We start from the raw sequence: 15,770 nt of genomic DNA on the forward strand, positions 1-15,770 counted from the left end.
AAACTTTAAGAATTTTTGATAAAGTAGGTTCTAGCAGTGTCATAAAGATACTCCATAATCAGACAAAAAGGTTTTGAAGAAGTAAGAATGTGGGACGCGCGAAGCGCGTCCCAATGGGTTCCGGCTGGATTTCGCCCAGAATCCGCAGGGGAATTCGCCAAAAATGAATCCGAATTCGGCGCGCTAGCGCGCACCTGTTTTTCGCCAAGGAGGAAGTTCGATATCCAATGCAATTTTTACTTTTCTTTACAAAAAGAATTTTTGCTATACTACAATCATATGGAACAAAAATTCTTTTTGTATGCTCGCAAGTCCACTGATGTGGAGGATAAGCAAGTTTTAAGTATTGAAGCGCAGTTGCAAGAGCTTCGTGATTTTGCCAAGCGAGAAAATATTGAAATCGTTTGCGAATTCATAGAAAAACAATCTGCTAAAATTCCTGGTCGTCCCATTTTCAATAATATGGTTGCGCAGATTGAAAAAGGAATCGCAAACGGCATTCTTGCTTGGCACCCAGATCGTCTTGCTCGCAATTCTATCGATGGAGGACGCATAATTTACCTTGTGGATGAAAAGAAATTGGAATCTCTAAAATTTATCCAGTTTTGGTTTGAACCTACGCCACAAGGCAAATTTATGCTCTCCATCGCCTTTGGTCAGAGCAAGTATTATGTGGATTCTCTTTCTGAAAATACCAAACGCGGTTTGCGACAGAAAATTCGGCGCGGAGAATATCCGGGGCTTTCGCCTGTAGGATATATCAATGATAGTAGAACCAAAACTGTCGTGGTAGACAAAAAATCCGCGCCGATTATTCGTCGAGCTTTTGAGATGTATTCTGAGGGAAATATATCAATGGATAATATCGGCGTATATTTTGAAGCAAACCGCTTGTTTGGAAAAAATGGAAAGAGAATCCACCGAACCCGAGCATACTATATTCTTGCCAATCCATTTTATTATGGACACTTTCGTTATATGGGAGAAATATATGAGGGTAAATACGAGCCAATAGTGTCAAAGCAACTTTTTGATAAGGCGCAAGAAGTGATGAAGCTAAAAAGTCGTCCAAGGCATAAAGATAAATTTGAACCGCAAGCATTGTGCGGACTACTTTCTTGCGCAACATGCGGAATGATGATCACTGGCGAATACAGAATCAAAACACAGAAAAATGGCACGCAACATTTTTATACTTACTATCACTGCACCAAGAAACGCAGAGATATGAAATGTCCCGAGCCATGTATTCGCCAGGAATCCTTGGACGAACAAATTTCATCACTTCTTCAAAAAGTTTCTATGCCAAAAGATTGGGCGGATTATTTGAACGAAAGACTTGAAAAAGACAAAATGGAATCCGCCCAATCTGTTTTTGCTTTTGTTGAAAAGAATCAAAAAAGGATAAAAGATATTACAGTGAAGCTCCAGCGACTTTTAGATGGATACTTGGAACAAGATATCGAAAAAGATATTTATCGTACTGAAAAAGCAAAATTACTTTCCGAGAAAAAGTCGCTGGAGGAGGAAATATCGAAGAATCAACAAGAGCAAAAACGTTGGCTCGAACCGATGCAAAAATGGATAAATGACGCGCAGAATATGGAAAAAATTGCATTGGATTCCGACCTTTTTAAGAAAAAGGTCGTTGCCAAAGAAATCTTTGGCTCGAACCTCCTCCTTGGCGAAAAACAGGTGCGCGCTAGCGCGCCGAATTCGGATTCATTTTTGGCGAATTCCCCTGCGGATTCTGGGCGAAATCCAGCCGGAACCCATTGGGACGCGCTTCGCGCGTCCCACATTCTTACTTCTTCAAAACCTTTTTGTCTGATTATGGAGCCGCCTCTCAGACTTGAACTGAGGACCTTCGCTTTACAAAAGCGTTGCTCTACCAACTGAGCTAAGGCGGCGATTATTCAACCGAAATGTCTAATTACTAATTTCTAATTACCGATGAAATGACGGACATATCTTATCATTGGAAATTAGAAATTATTTAACATCATTTTCCTCACTTTGCTCTTTTTTCCTGCTTTTGCTATTTGATACTATCCCACCTTTTCCATCTTTTTTATATCCCTCCATACGCTTCAAGAAAAAAGAAACCCCGCTTTTGTGCTTTGTCCCTTTGCCTCTGAGCTTCACGATAATTCTTGTGAGCTTATCGTGCAGATAGTGCGCAAAAACCAGAAAGAAATGCTTGGCGCTTTCTTTGGTAATCGAAGTGAGCGCTCGTATGCCTCTTCTCCCGCCTCCCACGATGACTTCGGTGTGAATATCAATTTGCTCCTGAATTAAGGTGTCGCTTTTCGGCAAAACTCCTTTCGAGATGAAAGTGTGACCTTTCTTCAGTTCCCATATTTTATGAAGTATGAGCGCCGTGAGAACAAGGAGTGAGACGCCGAAAGCTATGAGTGCAGAGAACATAAGTCCTATTATTTATTAAGTACGGAGAAACGAGTGAACCGGGAGACTTCAATTTTTTCTCCGAATTTTTGAATTGCTCCCTCGATGAGAGAACCGATGGTCATTTCGGGATTCTTGATAAACGGCTGATTGAGAAGCACTTTTTCTCCAAAAAATGAATTCAATTTCCCCTCCATGATTTTCTCTTTCATGTTTGCTGGTTTGCCCTCAATATCTTTCGCAAACACTTCGCGCGCTTTATTTTTGGCCTCTTCACTTACCTCATCGAATTTCACGAATTCGGGATTTGATGCGGCAACGTGCATCGCTATATCATGAGCCAAAGCTATAAATTCCTGGTTTTTAGATACGAAATCCGTTTCGCATGAAAGTTCTATTAGCGTGCCCACATTTCCATTCCCATGAATATATGATGCAATAATGCCCGCCCCCAACATCCTATCGGCCTTTTTGGAAGCGATATCTCCTCCTTTTTTTCTCAATATGATCAGAGCCTTCTCCTTGTCGCCATTGGCTTCCTCGAGCGCCTTCTTGCACTGCATCACTGAAATGCCTGTTTCATCCCGAAGAGCTTTGATTTGGTCAGTTGTTATCATTAGTTTGTAAGTTAATAAGTCTCGCTCGAAAAACTCGCTCTTAATTTTCAAAGTTTTCTTCTCCTGAACTTACTAACTTAAGCAAAGCGTAACTTATAAACTTTTACACTTATTTCTTGTACACCACATTCTGGACCGGCGCGGCAGCCGCGGATTCCCGCTCTTTCGCTCCTTCTTTATACGCTCTCACAATTTCTCCCACAAAAAAACGGATACTCGAAATGGAGCTGTCATTGCCTGGAATCGGAAAATCCACTTCTTTAAAGTTGCAGTCGGAGCCGGAAAGGCTCACAACCGGAATATTTTGCTTATGGGCTTCAGTCACGGCGATTTTTTCGCGCTTCTGATCTACTACGAATATCGCTGCCGGCCTGTCTTTCATTTTGCGGATGCCCGAGAAAAATCTTTCGAGTTTTTCCACTTCTCTGTCAATCAAAAGCCGTTCTTTCTTCGTATATTTTGCCAATTCCCCTTTCTCTCTTTGGGCAATCGTGTCTTCCATTTTTTGAACGCGTTTTTTTATTTCATTGAAATTGGTGAAAGTGCCTCCAATCCATCGGCCCGAAACATACGGCATTCCTATCGAGTCGGCTCCGCTTCGCACAGCTTCTTGAGACTCATTTTTCCCTCCGACGAAAAGAATCTGCTTGCCATCTCTCGCAATGGACCGAACATACTCGCAAGCAGAGGCGAGCATTCCGCTTGTTTTTTCAAGATCGAAGATTTCTACGTTATTTTTCGCACCAAAAATAAAAGGCACGGCCTGCGGATGCCTTCTTCGGGGACTCATTGCGAAATGCGCCCCTGCCTTAAACATGGCTTCAATTAAAGTTTTATCGAGGTTTTTCTTGGTTTCCATAGTAGATGAGTGTAGCAGATAAATTTGCGGGACGCAAATTAGACATAACCTATTACAAATAACTGAATAACTTATTGCGGAGAGAGAATTCTCCGGCTATTCAGTTATTGGTTACGTGTCACTGGTCAAGTCGCTCCGTGGCTTTCATCCGTAACGCCTCGATTAAGGGCTCTATCTCACCTTTAAAAATCCCCTCGATGTTGTGCCATGATTCCTTTAGTCTATGGTCGGTTACTCGATCTTGAAGAACGTTGTAGGTGCGGATTTTTTCTGAACGATCGGCAGTGCCTATTTGGTCTTTTCTTTTGCCCGCGTATTTCTTCGCCTCCTCTTCTTCCTTAAACCTCGAGAGCTTCGCCTGCAAAATGCTCATGGCTTTTTCCCTGTTCTTAAGCTGGCTTCGCTCGGAAGTGCATCGGACATCAATACCGGTCGGGACGTGGATAAGCCTGACGGCGGTTTCCACTTTGTTCACATTCTGTCCGCCTGCTCCGCCGGAGCGAGAAAATTCCATTTTTATATCTGCCGGGTTGATTTCGAACGACATTTTCTTCTTCAGAGGCAAGACGGCCACAGAGGCGGTCGAAGTATGCACTCGTCCCATTTTTTCCGTCTCCGGCACTCTTTGAATCCTGTGCACTCCGGTTTCGAATCGAAAAAGACGATACACATCCTTTCCGTGTATTTCAAACACCACCTCCTTGAAGCCACGAAGCGCGGACTCCGACTGGCTTATCTTCAAGACTTCAAAACCGCGCTTTTGGGAAAAGCTCGTGTACATAGAAGCCAAACTTTGGGCAAAAAGAGCCGCCTCCTCTCCTCCTGCGCCCGCGCGGATTTCGAGAATAATTTCATTGGGAAATTCCTCTTCCTCTTTATCTTTGGCCAAAATATCTTCAATCTGACTCTCTACAGCTTCCTTTTGGGCATGAAGATTTTTTATTTCTTCTTCCGCCAGATTCTTCATGTGAGGATCGCTCGCGAGCATTTTTTGAAGTTCGACTTCCTGCTTCTCTAGCCCCTCTAGATTCTCTGCCAAAAAAGCGGTCTTATGGTTTTCTTTTAATTTTTTTATATCCATCATGTTAGAGAAACGTAAAACCGACCGCCTTCGCGGGCGGGCGACTTTAGGTCAGGCAGTTACTTTTTAGAAGTGGGAGCTTTCTTTTGTTGTCTCGCTTTAAACTTTTCAACCCGGCCGGCGGTATCAAGAAGATTTTCCTTGCCCGTATAGAAAGGGTGGCAATTACTGCAGATTTCCACGGAGATTTTTTCTTGAGTAGAACCCACCGTGTAAACCGCGCCGCATGCGCAGGTTGCGGTGGCATCACTATAGTATTTTGGATGGATGTCAGTCTTCATATAATTACGTTTGTTAAGATTTCTTATCTTAACAGACATTTTACTATTCTGCAACTATTAGATTTTTTGTAACATGTAACTTGTAACGTAAGAGAGGAGGAAATCTTCCCTTTTCAGACGCTACATGTTACATGTTTTGTGTTACATATTTAAAGTCCCTGCAACGGATCAATCATCGTCTCCTGAATAAGCTGGGCTTTTGCCATCACCTGGTCTCCGTAAAATGCATTTTTGGGCAAACTCCAGTTGCCTCCGGCATAGTATCGCAACGCCGCCTCGCGCTCCGCGCTGTATCCTCCCGCAGATGCTCCTAAGTCCGCCACAAAAAGAGACGTCGCAACAATCGCATCTCTCGGCTCCCACGGATTGGGATTTGTTTTCCCGACAACGTCTCCAATTCTTGCCTGATACATTTCCCAAGTAGAAGGAATAAATTGCGAGGGCCCCATCGCTCCGCCGTATCCTCCTCCCATCGGACATGAAAGTGGCATCGAAGCGGGGTCGAGTCCGAGGGCAGATGTAATGCGTAAATAGGGAGCCTGGTCACGCTCCGGCTTCATGATAGATTGCCAGCCTTTCTCCGGCGGGTCTCCCGGCCGATTGCACGTCCCCACATTTTTTCCAAGATTAGATTCCTGGGTAAGAATCGCCAAAATAAAAGCTGGACGAACTCCAGTAGATTTGGAGGCAGCATTTGCATACTCAAGCGCCTTCCCGAAGGGTATCGCCGCCGTGTCTCGAAGCGAGAAAAGCGCGCTCCGTATTGCCGCCGCTTTCGCCTGACGTTGCGAAAGAACAGTCGCATAGCTCTGTTGCTGTTGCTTGCTTAGGCCCAAGAGGCGCTTTTTTTCGGCTTCCGCGGTTTCGATTTTCCGTTTTTCATCTTCAATTGAGATTTTGGCATCAATCTCTTTCAGCCTTTTTTTATTAAGCGAATCTTTTTGAACTTCGTTCTCGCTTTTGTCATCGCGTATCACGCGGACGGTTGTTTGGAGCGATTCTTGGATTGAAGCATAAGAATCCACATCCGCGAAAAAATCCGAGAAGTCCGACTTGGCGAGCACCGCTTCCACGAGACTGAAAGAATCAATCTCGTTTGTTTTTCTGATAAGCTCGGCCAGTGATTCTTTGTTTTTATCTATCCGAGCATTGAGTGCCTCAATAGTTTCATCCTTCTTGGTAATGTCTTTACCGAGAGCCTCAATGGCGAGTTCCCTCGCACGGATATTAAGCTTTGCCTTTGCGATTTGAGCATTCAAAATAGCCACATCTCGTTCTAAGGACGCTCCTTTCTGGCGCTCCGAATCCAAAATCACGGTTTGCTCGTCAATCTCCTTCAGGACCTGCTCAAGTTCTGCCTCCAATTGCTTCTGCCTAGCCGTGATAGCCTCTTCACTCTGGGCGTAAACGTGCGGAAGATATTGATCCGAATAACTCAAAAGGACAAGTGAAAAAACACTTAGAGCTAACATTTTTAAAATGGCGCGAAAAAATACCATACGTTATCCTATTATACACCCCGTAGTAGATTTTAGTATCAAACTTCGTTCTGTCCGACTTTGGCGGACGATACTAAAATCTACTACAGGGTGCGAAAAGCAAGCCACAAAAAAAGCCCGAAATAGGGCCTTTTAGGAATTCTGAGATGGGCCGAACGGGAGGTGGCCTCCCGTTCGGCCCTTGAATTATTTAGTGTCTTTAGTATCTTTCTTCGCTTCTTTCCCGCCTTCATTTGGCGCAGTAGCTACTTCGCCTTCTTCACCCTCTTTCTCTTCTTTACCCTTCTTCTCAGAAATTTCAATTTGTGACAAATCAACCGGAACTACTTCCTCTTCCTTCTCCTCCCGAGGTTGCGCGACTGATGCAATCACGTCATCGGGATTAATCACCAAGCTCACTCCGGTAGGCAATTGTAAATCTTTTGCCTGAATCCTGCTATCGAATGCCGAAAGCGAAGAAATGTTGACCAAAATAGTGTGGGGAAGGTCTTTTGGAATAGCTTCGATTTTAAGTTCATGAATAACCTTCACCAAAATTCCTCCCAAATCTTTCACCGCGGGAGAAACACCTTCAAAGACAAGAGGGACGCTCACTTGCAGTTTCTTGCCTTTCTCTACTACATAAAAATCCGCATGACGGAACACTCCAGACACGGGATCCACATCCACGTCTTTAATCAGCGCGTCATGTTCGTCTTTGCCGTCCTTAAGGGAGATAATCGAAGATTCTCCTACCTGCTTCCAGACTTTCTTAAATTCGGTGGCGGAAACCGACACAGAAGTTGATTTCTCTTTCGGCCCATAGTAAACAGCCGGCAATTTCCCCCCTTTTCGAAGCTTCGCCAGCTTTATTTTGCCATCGCGTTTTTCTAAATGTAACGTAAGCATGTCTCTGGCATTATACCCATTTCCGAAAATTCCGCAACACCATTTTTTATTCTTCTACCGATTGTCCAAAGCGTCTCTTTGGATTGTCTTTAGCTCACTAGCTCACTAGCTCACTAGCTCACTGCTATTATTGCACCTACCCAATTGTCCAAAGAGTTATCCAAAGAGACGCTTTGGACTTGATGAACGTAAATAGGTGGCAATACTCTCTGATTCTTGTATCGGGCCATAATAAGTTTGATAATAATCAATAGCATCTATTCACTTATTCTCACGAATGTGCGAATAGATTGCAAAAATAAATAGTTAGAAAGTCTCAAAGAAATTCATTTTCATCTTTCTCATGATAGTCATTCATTCCACCATTCGCGCGAATGGTGGAATAAGCTGAACATCATACTTTAGGACAGACAAGGTAAACTACTAAAGTCAGTGACTATCCGAAGTGAAACTCTTTCCAGATTCTAAAATCTATATTCCATATTCTATTTAAGTTATTAGGTTTTGAGTTATACTACCCCATATGTCAAAATTCATTCATCTCCATACCCATTCGCACTATTCCCTCCTCTCCGCTCTGCCGAAAATTCCGGAACTTGTGGCCGCGGCAAAAAGCGACGGCGCAAGCGCGCTCGCACTGACCGACAACGGCAACTTGCACGGAGCGATAGAATTTTACAAAGAATGTAAGAAAGCTGGCATAAAGCCGATTTTGGGAATTGATGCCTATAAAGCTCTTCGTAGCCGTGGCGACAAGCAGGCAGGAATAGACAATGCGCGCTCAAGACTCATTCTTTTGGCAAAAGGCACAGAGGGCTACATGAATCTCATAAAATTGGTCACCGCCTCATACCTTGAAGGTTTCTACTATAAGCCCAGAATCGATAACGAACTTTTGGAAAAATGGGGAAGCGACTTGGTCTGTATCTCTCCCGCATGGAGCGGAGAAATTTCAGGCCTTCTCAAAAATAAAAATTACGAAGGAGCGGAGGAAAAAATTTCGTTTTACAAAAAATTGTTTGGTAAAGAGAATTTCTTTTTGGAAATAACACATCACCCCGAGATTGCGGGTCATATGGAGCTCATGAAGGAAATCGGGGTTCTCGCTCGCAAGACTGACACTCCCCTCGTGGCTTCGCAGGATGTTTTCTATCTGCATCCGGAAGACAAAAAAGCCTGGCGCACCCTCATGTCTGTTCAAAATGGAGGCGACATGGGCGAGAAGCGAGAGTTTGGAGGAAGCGACGAAAACTTTTCGTTCATTTCGGGAAAAGAAATGGAAAAAAATTTTAAAGATTCGCCGGATGCGCTCCTCAATATTGAAAAAGTGAGCGCGCTCTGCAATCTGAAGCTGCCCCTCGGCAAATGGCTTTTTCCTTCCTATATTCCCAAATCAGGATTATCAACTGACGAGGAGCTTCGAAGAATTGTGTACTTGGGAATAAAAAATCGTGGACTCCCCGAGTCGAAAGAAGTTCTCGACCGTATCGAATATGAGCTCGGCATTATTTTACAAAAGGGCTACGCCCCCTATTTTCTCGTGGTCGGAGACCTTCTTCGATTTGCCCATGAGCAAAAAATTCTCACCACTATTCGAGGCTCGGTTGCAGGCTCCATCGTCACCTATCTCGCGTATATTACGAACGTAAATCCACTCGAATACAAGCTCCCCTTCGAGCGATTCTTAAATCCCGAGCGCCCGTCCGCGCCCGACATCGACATGGATTTTGCGGATAACCGACGCGATGAGGTCATTGAGTATGCAAAAAAGAAATACGGCTACGATAAAGTCGCCCAGATCGGAACCTTCGGAACAATGATGGCGCGAGGCGCCGTTCGCGACGTAACTCGCGCTCTGGGATATCCCTATGCCTTGGGAGACACGCTCGCAAAAATGATCCCTATGGGCTCGCAAGGCTTCCCCATGACCCTCGACCGCGCGCTTGAAATCGTGCCTGAACTCACGCGAGAATATGAAAGAGATGCCAAGGCAAAAGAAATCATCGACATCGCAAAAAAAATCGAGGGATGCGCAAGACACATTTCCGTGCATGCCGCGGGCGTGGTCATCTCGCCGATTCCGCTTACCGACGTGGTGCCTCTCCAGTACGACACCAAGGGAGAAAACAAAATCATCACCCAGTATGATATGTATTCCATCGATGAAGACAACGCCGGGCTTTTGAAATTTGATTTTCTCGGCATAAAAAATCTCTCAATTCTCGCGGAAGCGGTGGAAAATGCAAATCAAAAATACGGCACAAGCATTGATATTGAAAAAATTCCGATTGATGACAAAAAAACATTCGAGTTACTGGCAAAAGGAGAGACCGCTGGACTTTTCCAGTTAAACGGAACAGGAATGACAGCGTACTTGAAGCAGTTGAAGCCGACTTCGATTTTGGACATCAATGCCATGGTCGCCCTCTATCGCCCGGGACCGATGGAGTCTATCCCCCAATATATCGAACGGAAACACAATCCGATGTTGGTGACATACCTTGATCCTCGTCTCAAAGACATTTTGAGCCAGTCATATGGAGTGATTACTTACCAAGATGATGTTCTGATGACCTCAATCAAACTTGGTGGCTTCACCTGGCTTGAAGCTGACAAACTCCGTAAAGCGATGGGCAAAAAAATTCCCCGAGAGATGGAAGCGCAGAAAGAAAAACTCCTTGAAGGGCTCGTGAAAAATGGCATGAGTCAGACAAAAGCCAATACATTATGGAAACTTATCGAACCCTTTGCGGCATATGGATTCGGAAAAGCTCACGCCGCAAGCTACGGTAGGGTGGCGTACCAAACTGCGTATATGAAAGCCAATTTCCCTGCTGTATATATGTCAAGCGTTCTCTCCGCCGACTCCGGCGATGTGGAAAAAATCGGGGAAATCATTGCCGAGTGCAAGCGCATGGAAATTCCTGTACTCCCGCCGGATATCAATGAAAGCGCGAGCCAATTTACCGTGGTCGGAGATTTGAAAGAGGGAGTCAGCGAAAAAATCCGCTTCGGGTTGACGACAATTAAAAATTTTGGAGAAGGAATCGCGGACATAATAATTGGCGAACGGGGAAAAAACGGCAAATTCAAGTCACTCGCTGATTTTCTGGAAAGAATTAAAGACAGAAACCTAAACAAAAAATCGTTGGAGGCCTTGGTGAAATGCGGAGCGATGGACGCATTTGGAGAGAGGGGAGAGATGCTCGGAAATATTGAAGGATTGCTCTCGTACAACAAAGAAAACAAACTCGCGGACAATCATAACTCGCTTTTCGGGGATGCCGAGATTCACACGTCTTTTTTGAAATTGAATCCGATGCCACCGGCAGCACAAAATGAGAAACTCACCTGGGAAAAAGAGCTCCTCGGCCTTTACATCTCGGGACATCCATTGGACCACATGAAAGAGAAGCTCGAGAAACAAGGGAACTCAATTAAAAAAATCAAGGAGGGACTCAAGGAAGGAATGGTCACCGTAGTTGCGGGCATTATTGAAGAAATTCGTCCCCTCCTCACCAAAAATGGAGAGCAAATGCTTTTTATCCGATTAGCGGATTATACCGGCTCGATTGAAACTGTTGTTTTTCCGCGGGTGTTTTCCGAATACAAAGCTCTTCTTCGACCCGAAGCCTGCGTTGCTTTCAAAGCAAAATTTTCCCTTCGAAATGACACCCCCTCACTCATTGTTGAGAAAGTGAAAGCTCTATAATTTTTCTTGACAAAAATAATTTTCAGTTTACAGTACTGAAAGCAACTCGCACACGGTTCATACACACAAAATCCAAAAAACCAGAAATCCTATGAAAAAGAGAGAAATCGGTCTTGTCGTAATCGTCGGAAATAACTTTTTCCGAGTAACACCAACTGGGGATGATAAAAAATTTACCCTCGAGGTAATCGAAAGCCCGTCAGCCGACAATTACCCGAAACCTTCCGAGATCAGTACAGATGCATTCTGCATGAAGTTTCCGCCGTCACTCAAAGTTTTTGGACCTATTTACTTTGACATTCAGGGTGTGGCCGGCTCCGGATTGGTAGGTGTCCAGCAACTGACACACACGGATCCCGCCATGGGATGGCAGGTTTCTGACGGCGGCGCAATCTTTCGTGGAAACATCCGATCTTACCTCGCCACTTTTCCGCAATAAGCGCTTCCATTCCTTCAACACGGACACCTAATGCTCCGTGTTTTCTTTTGCTAGAATCTCCTGAAACTGCTATCATTTCAACATGAAATCGACTGAAAACCTGCCTAAATTAAGACACTCTCTTGCTCACCTTCTTGCCGCGGCGGTTCTTGAGCTTTATCCGGATGCCTTAAATACCATCGGCCCAGCAATCGACAATGGTTTTTATTATGACTTTGAATTTAGCGCGCCAATATCTGACAAGAATCTCAAAAAAATTGAGAACAAAATGCGGGAGATTCTCAAGCACTGGGATGTTTTTGAGCATATTGATGCAAGTGTAAAAGAAGCTCAAACTATTTTTGCAAACAATCCTTATAAATCTGAATTGATTGAAGAAATAAACGCTAAGGGTGAAAAAATCACTCTCTATTATTCCGGCCCGAAAAAATCACTTCCCTCTCTCTCCGATTTAAAAGCTAACACCTTACACCTTACACCTAACACCTTCCTCGACCTATGTAGAGGCGGACACGTCGAAGATATCGAGGAGTTGAAAAAATCTGCATGGAAACTCTCTCACATTGCTGGAGCGTATTGGCGAGGCGACGAGAAAAATAAAATGCTCACCCGCATCTATGGGCTTGCCTTTGAGAGTAAAGAAGAACTTGAGGCATACGAGAAGCAGACTGAGGAAGCAAAAAAACGCGACCATAAAAAACTCGGCCGAGAACTCGGCCTTTTCATATTTTCTGATCTTGTTGGTCCGGGCCTGCCAATTTATACATTTAAGGGAGCGGCAGTTAGAAGAGAGATTATCAATTTTTCAAATGAATTGCAGAAGGAAATCGGCTACCAAGAGGTCCACACGCCGAACATGAACAAAGCCGAGCTTTTTAAGGTATCTGGGCATTATGAGAAATTCCGAGAAGATATGTTTAAAGTGTCATCGCAATACACAAAAGAAGAATACTTCTTGAAGCCGATGAACTGTCCTCAGCACACGCAAATTTTTTCTTCGGAAAACCGAAGCTACAGAGATTTGCCGATTCGAATTTCTGATTTCGCAAATCTGTATCGCGACGAAAAGCCAGGACAGCTCTCTGGCCTTACGCGCCTTCGTTCCTTTTCACAGGATGATGGACATTCCTTTTGCAGAGAAGACCAGATAAAGGAAGAATTTACGTCAGTGCTTGGAGCCATACAAAAAGCACTCAAGGTGTATGGCATGAGTTACAAAATCCGACTATCTCTTTGGGATGAGACAAAGAGAGAGAAATATTTGGGTGAACCCGCGGTTTGGGAAAAATCTCAAAAAATCCTCGAGGAAATTCTCAAAGAGAGAGGAGTTGATTATTTTGTCGGAATTGGAGAAGCAGCCATCTATGGTCCAAAAATGGATGTAATCACGACAGATTCAATTGGTCGTGAATGGCAAATTTCTACAATACAGCTTGATTTCATCATGCCAGAACGCTTCGGATTAAAATATACAGATAAAGATGGCAAAGAAAAAACTCCAGTGATGATTCATCGCGCTCTTGTCGGCTCCCCTGAAAGATTTCTCGGTATCTTAATCGAGCATTATGCCGGTAACTTCCCTCTCTGGCTTTCTCCGGTGCAAGTTAAGATTATTCCGGTCCGGGAAAATCACAACACCTATGCAGAAGAAGTTTACGGTGAACTGCGCAAAAATAATATTCGAGTAGAAATTGATATTGATGATGAAAACCTTGGAAAAAAAGTGAGGAAAGCAAAAGTAGAAAAAATCCCCTACTTTATCATCATCGGTGACAAAGACCTCGAAGCAAGAAAGGTTACTCTCGAATCCCGCGACCATGGCAATTTGGGCCAGCTCGACTCAAACGAAGTTCTCGTAAAATTACAGAAAGAAATTGAGGAGAAAAAGTAAAATAATAGTGATAAATTCCACTTTCAAAAACATCCTCAAAATCCTAGCAATTCCGCTGATTCTTCTTTTTGCCTACCTCTCGATGGTCTTGTTATGGAAAGTGTTTCATTTTCCCTCCCCGGATGAACTGACTGAAATCGCTCGACGGTATTTTGAGATGTATGGTTTATGGATTGTTTTTGTGAGCGCTCTCATCGAAGGATTCTTGATTATCGGCCAATATTTCCCGGGTGGATTCGTAATTTTTATCGGAGTAGTGGCGGCACGAGGTAATATATTTTCTGTAATTGAGGTCCTCGTAGTCGTAGGTATCGCCTTTTTCATCTCTTATTATTTAAATTACCTTATGGGGAGATACGGCTGGTATAAGATCTTTCTCAAATTTGGTTTAAGAAATCCTATCGAACGAGCAGAAGAAAAATTATCTAGGCATACCCTGACTGCAATTTTAGGTAGCTACTGGGAACCAAACCTTGCTTCCATTACAGCCACAGCTGCTGGAATTCTACGCATAAAGACGGAAAAGTTTCTCGTCGGTTCGCTCTTGGGAATTATTATCTGGAATACATTCTGGGGTATTGTTGTTTATTTTATAGGCGAAGCGCTTTTACACAATCAAACCCCGGTTTATCTTTCAATTATAAGTTTCTGGTGTTTTTTGATTCTTCTAAAAGTTTTTGTTATCGACAAGAAAAACAATACCCCCAATTAATTACCGAGCTCTCCGAGCTCTATTCAGCCCTCTGTGTCAACCTGCCACGTTGACACATCTTTAGGCGCGCCAAGCGCAAGTTCCACACCTCTGAATCCTATGTATTAAAGAAAACTTCCCCTTCGCATCTTGCGGTGATATTTAATGGCGAAACGGTGCGCTTCGCTGTTTAGGAGGAGAATTTCTTTTTTGTATTTTTGAATAATATTTTCTAGTCCGAGCATGGACTCCGGACGATGTTTTTCGTTTTTCGTGACAGCAATGACTGCAATATCAAATCCCCTGCCTGCTAAAAGCGCTTCGGCGGCTCTTTTTTGTGCAATTCCTCCATCCACGACTATTACATTGGGATAAGGCCATTCACTGTGATTAAGTCTTCGATTGAGAGTTTCTTCTAAAGCCGAAATATCGTTTACACCCTTCTGGCCTCGAATTTTAAACAACCGATAGTCGGACTTTTTTATGTGGTTCTCTTCAAGCACAACCATCACCCCTCCCATGTTGCTTCCGCTCATGTGAGCGATGTCGTAGCCTTCCATGCGAAAGACTCCTTCACCCTTCGGTTTTATCAAGGTCGGGCCTTGATATGAATCGAGTCGTTCCGCTTTTATGAGAGACACGTCCTGAATATGGGTTAGAGCAAAAATAGTTTTTTTTGTCGTTTGAGCTTTTTCAAATTCCAGGTTTTTTGCGTATTCTTTCATCTCTCGGTTCAACTTTTTTAGGAGATCGCCCTTTTTTCCCTCAAAAAAAAGCTTGAGATTTTGAATAATCCGCCCGTACTCTTTCTTTGAGATTTCTCCGGTACAAACCCCCGGGCACAATCCTATCTGGCGATTGAAGCAAGGTTTACCTGTCACATTGCTTCCATTCGGAGAATCTGAAACAGGTGTGCACTTGTCCCTATATCCAAAAATTCTACGAATAATTTTCATCCCCTCTTTTAAAACCCCGCCCTGCGGATAGGGGCCGAAAATATATTTGAATTTCCCCTTCGGAACTTGGTCTTCCAAGTCTTTGCCCCGCATCATGAGCACTCGCGGATATTCTTCATCAGTGAAAACAACGTAGTTGAAGCTCTTATCATCCTTTTCCAGCGTATTGTATTTCGGCTGATACTTTTTTATGAGATTGGCTTCGAGAATAATCCCTTCGAGCACCGAGTCCGCCTGAATACATTCGACGGTAGTCGCCAAGGTTACCATGTCAATCAAAAACACTCCCCTCGTTTTTATGAGATCTTTCCCAAAGTAGCTCTTCACGCGGTCTCGAAGCGACGTTGCTCGCCCTATGTAAAGTATCGTCTCTCCTCGCTTGAAGAAATACACTCCCGGAGCATCGGGAATTTTCAATTTTGACAATTCTTGACCCTTCATGATTGTAAA

12 protein-coding genes and 1 tRNA gene are annotated in these 15,770 nt (G+C 43.8%); 4 read left to right on the forward strand and 9 right to left on the reverse strand.

The genetic code is table 11. The features are described 5' to 3' along the window. Nucleotides 1-1,834 precede the first annotated feature (1,834 nt). The 8 genes from ABI430_03735 to ABI430_03770 all read right to left on the reverse strand — a co-directional run bounded on the left by ABI430_03735 (nt 1,835) and on the right by ABI430_03770 (nt 7,631). Nucleotides 1,835-1,910: transfer RNA gene (locus tag ABI430_03735), tRNA-Thr, on the reverse strand. An 82-nt stretch (nt 1,911-1,992) separates the two neighbouring features. Then, entirely contained in the window at nt 1,993-2,427 is a 435-nt protein-coding gene (locus tag ABI430_03740) for a hypothetical protein (protein ID MEO8637983.1), read from the reverse strand. A gap of 8 nt (nt 2,428-2,435) precedes the next feature. Beyond that, the gene (locus ABI430_03745) at nt 2,436-3,023 is read right to left on the reverse strand and encodes a translation elongation factor Ts (protein MEO8637984.1); all 588 of its coding nucleotides are present in this window, start codon (nt 3,021-3,023) and stop codon (nt 2,436-2,438) included. 109 nt (nt 3,024-3,132) lie between these two features. Continuing rightward, entirely contained in the window at nt 3,133-3,882 is a 750-nt protein-coding gene (rpsB, locus tag ABI430_03750) for a 30S ribosomal protein S2 (GenBank protein MEO8637985.1), read from the reverse strand. A gap of 118 nt (nt 3,883-4,000) precedes the next feature. Next, nucleotides 4,001-4,963 (reverse strand): PCRF domain-containing protein, encoded by a 963-nt coding sequence (locus ABI430_03755; protein MEO8637986.1) that lies wholly within the window; start codon nt 4,961-4,963, stop codon nt 4,001-4,003. Between the two features lie 59 nt (nt 4,964-5,022). Beyond that, entirely contained in the window at nt 5,023-5,244 is a 222-nt protein-coding gene (gene rpmE / locus ABI430_03760; GenBank protein MEO8637987.1) for a 50S ribosomal protein L31, read from the reverse strand. A 149-nt stretch (nt 5,245-5,393) separates the two neighbouring features. Next, the gene (locus ABI430_03765; protein ID MEO8637988.1) at nt 5,394-6,716 is read right to left on the reverse strand and encodes a lytic murein transglycosylase; all 1,323 of its coding nucleotides are present in this window, start codon (nt 6,714-6,716) and stop codon (nt 5,394-5,396) included. A gap of 213 nt (nt 6,717-6,929) precedes the next feature. Beyond that, complete coding sequence (locus ABI430_03770; protein MEO8637989.1) at nt 6,930-7,631, reverse strand: 50S ribosomal protein L25; 702 nt, start codon at nt 7,629-7,631, stop codon at nt 6,930-6,932. A 523-nt stretch (nt 7,632-8,154) separates the two neighbouring features. On the opposite strand from ABI430_03770, the gene dnaE reads away from it, so the two are divergent. From dnaE to ABI430_03790, 4 genes are all read left to right on the forward strand, one after another. Next, nucleotides 8,155-11,343, forward strand: a complete 3,189-nt coding sequence (dnaE, locus tag ABI430_03775; protein ID MEO8637990.1) for a DNA polymerase III subunit alpha — start codon at nt 8,155-8,157, stop codon at nt 11,341-11,343. 91 nt (nt 11,344-11,434) lie between these two features. Beyond that, on the forward strand, nt 11,435-11,782 hold the full coding sequence (locus ABI430_03780) for a hypothetical protein (GenBank protein ID MEO8637991.1): 348 nt from the start codon (nt 11,435-11,437) through the stop codon (nt 11,780-11,782). 82 nt (nt 11,783-11,864) lie between these two features. Next, on the forward strand, nt 11,865-13,673 hold the full coding sequence (gene thrS, locus ABI430_03785) for a threonine--tRNA ligase (GenBank protein MEO8637992.1): 1,809 nt from the start codon (nt 11,865-11,867) through the stop codon (nt 13,671-13,673). A 7-nt stretch (nt 13,674-13,680) separates the two neighbouring features. Continuing rightward, on the forward strand, nt 13,681-14,385 hold the full coding sequence (locus tag ABI430_03790) for a VTT domain-containing protein (protein MEO8637993.1): 705 nt from the start codon (nt 13,681-13,683) through the stop codon (nt 14,383-14,385). A gap of 104 nt (nt 14,386-14,489) precedes the next feature. On the opposite strand, the gene ABI430_03795 is transcribed toward ABI430_03790, so the two are convergent. Continuing rightward, a complete protein-coding gene (locus ABI430_03795) occupies nt 14,490-15,761 on the reverse strand; it encodes a UvrB/UvrC motif-containing protein (protein MEO8637994.1) in 1,272 nt (423 codons plus the stop codon). Between the last annotated feature and the right edge of the window lie 9 nt (nt 15,762-15,770).

It is taken from the genome of Candidatus Taylorbacteria bacterium, from assembly GCA_039934295.1.
In the GTDB taxonomy this organism is placed as follows: Bacteria; Patescibacteriota; Minisyncoccia; order Phycocordibacterales; family HO2-43-120; genus HO2-43-120.

Bases quoted from the DNA above. Each gene is read 5' to 3' on its own strand.
- rpsB (MEO8637985.1), bottom strand. From the start codon at position 3,882: ATGGAAACCAAGAAAAACCTCGATAAAACTTTAATTGAAGCCATGTTT.
- ABI430_03740 (MEO8637983.1), bottom strand. From the start codon at position 2,427: ATGTTCTCTGCACTCATAGCTTTCGGCGTCTCACTCCTTGTTCTCACG.
- thrS (MEO8637992.1), top strand. From the start codon at position 11,865: ATGAAATCGACTGAAAACCTGCCTAAATTAAGACACTCTCTTGCTCAC.
- ABI430_03780 (MEO8637991.1), top strand. From the start codon at position 11,435: ATGAAAAAGAGAGAAATCGGTCTTGTCGTAATCGTCGGAAATAACTTT.
- ABI430_03755 (MEO8637986.1), bottom strand. From the start codon at position 4,963: ATGGATATAAAAAAATTAAAAGAAAACCATAAGACCGCTTTTTTGGCA.
- ABI430_03795 (MEO8637994.1), bottom strand. From the start codon at position 15,761: ATGAAGGGTCAAGAATTGTCAAAATTGAAAATTCCCGATGCTCCGGGA.
- ABI430_03765 (MEO8637988.1), bottom strand. From the start codon at position 6,716: ATGTTAGCTCTAAGTGTTTTTTCACTTGTCCTTTTGAGTTATTCGGAT.
- dnaE (MEO8637990.1), top strand. From the start codon at position 8,155: ATGTCAAAATTCATTCATCTCCATACCCATTCGCACTATTCCCTCCTC.
- ABI430_03770 (MEO8637989.1), bottom strand. From the start codon at position 7,631: ATGCTTACGTTACATTTAGAAAAACGCGATGGCAAAATAAAGCTGGCG.
- ABI430_03745 (MEO8637984.1), bottom strand. From the start codon at position 3,023: ATGATAACAACTGACCAAATCAAAGCTCTTCGGGATGAAACAGGCATT.
- rpmE (MEO8637987.1), bottom strand. From the start codon at position 5,244: ATGAAGACTGACATCCATCCAAAATACTATAGTGATGCCACCGCAACC.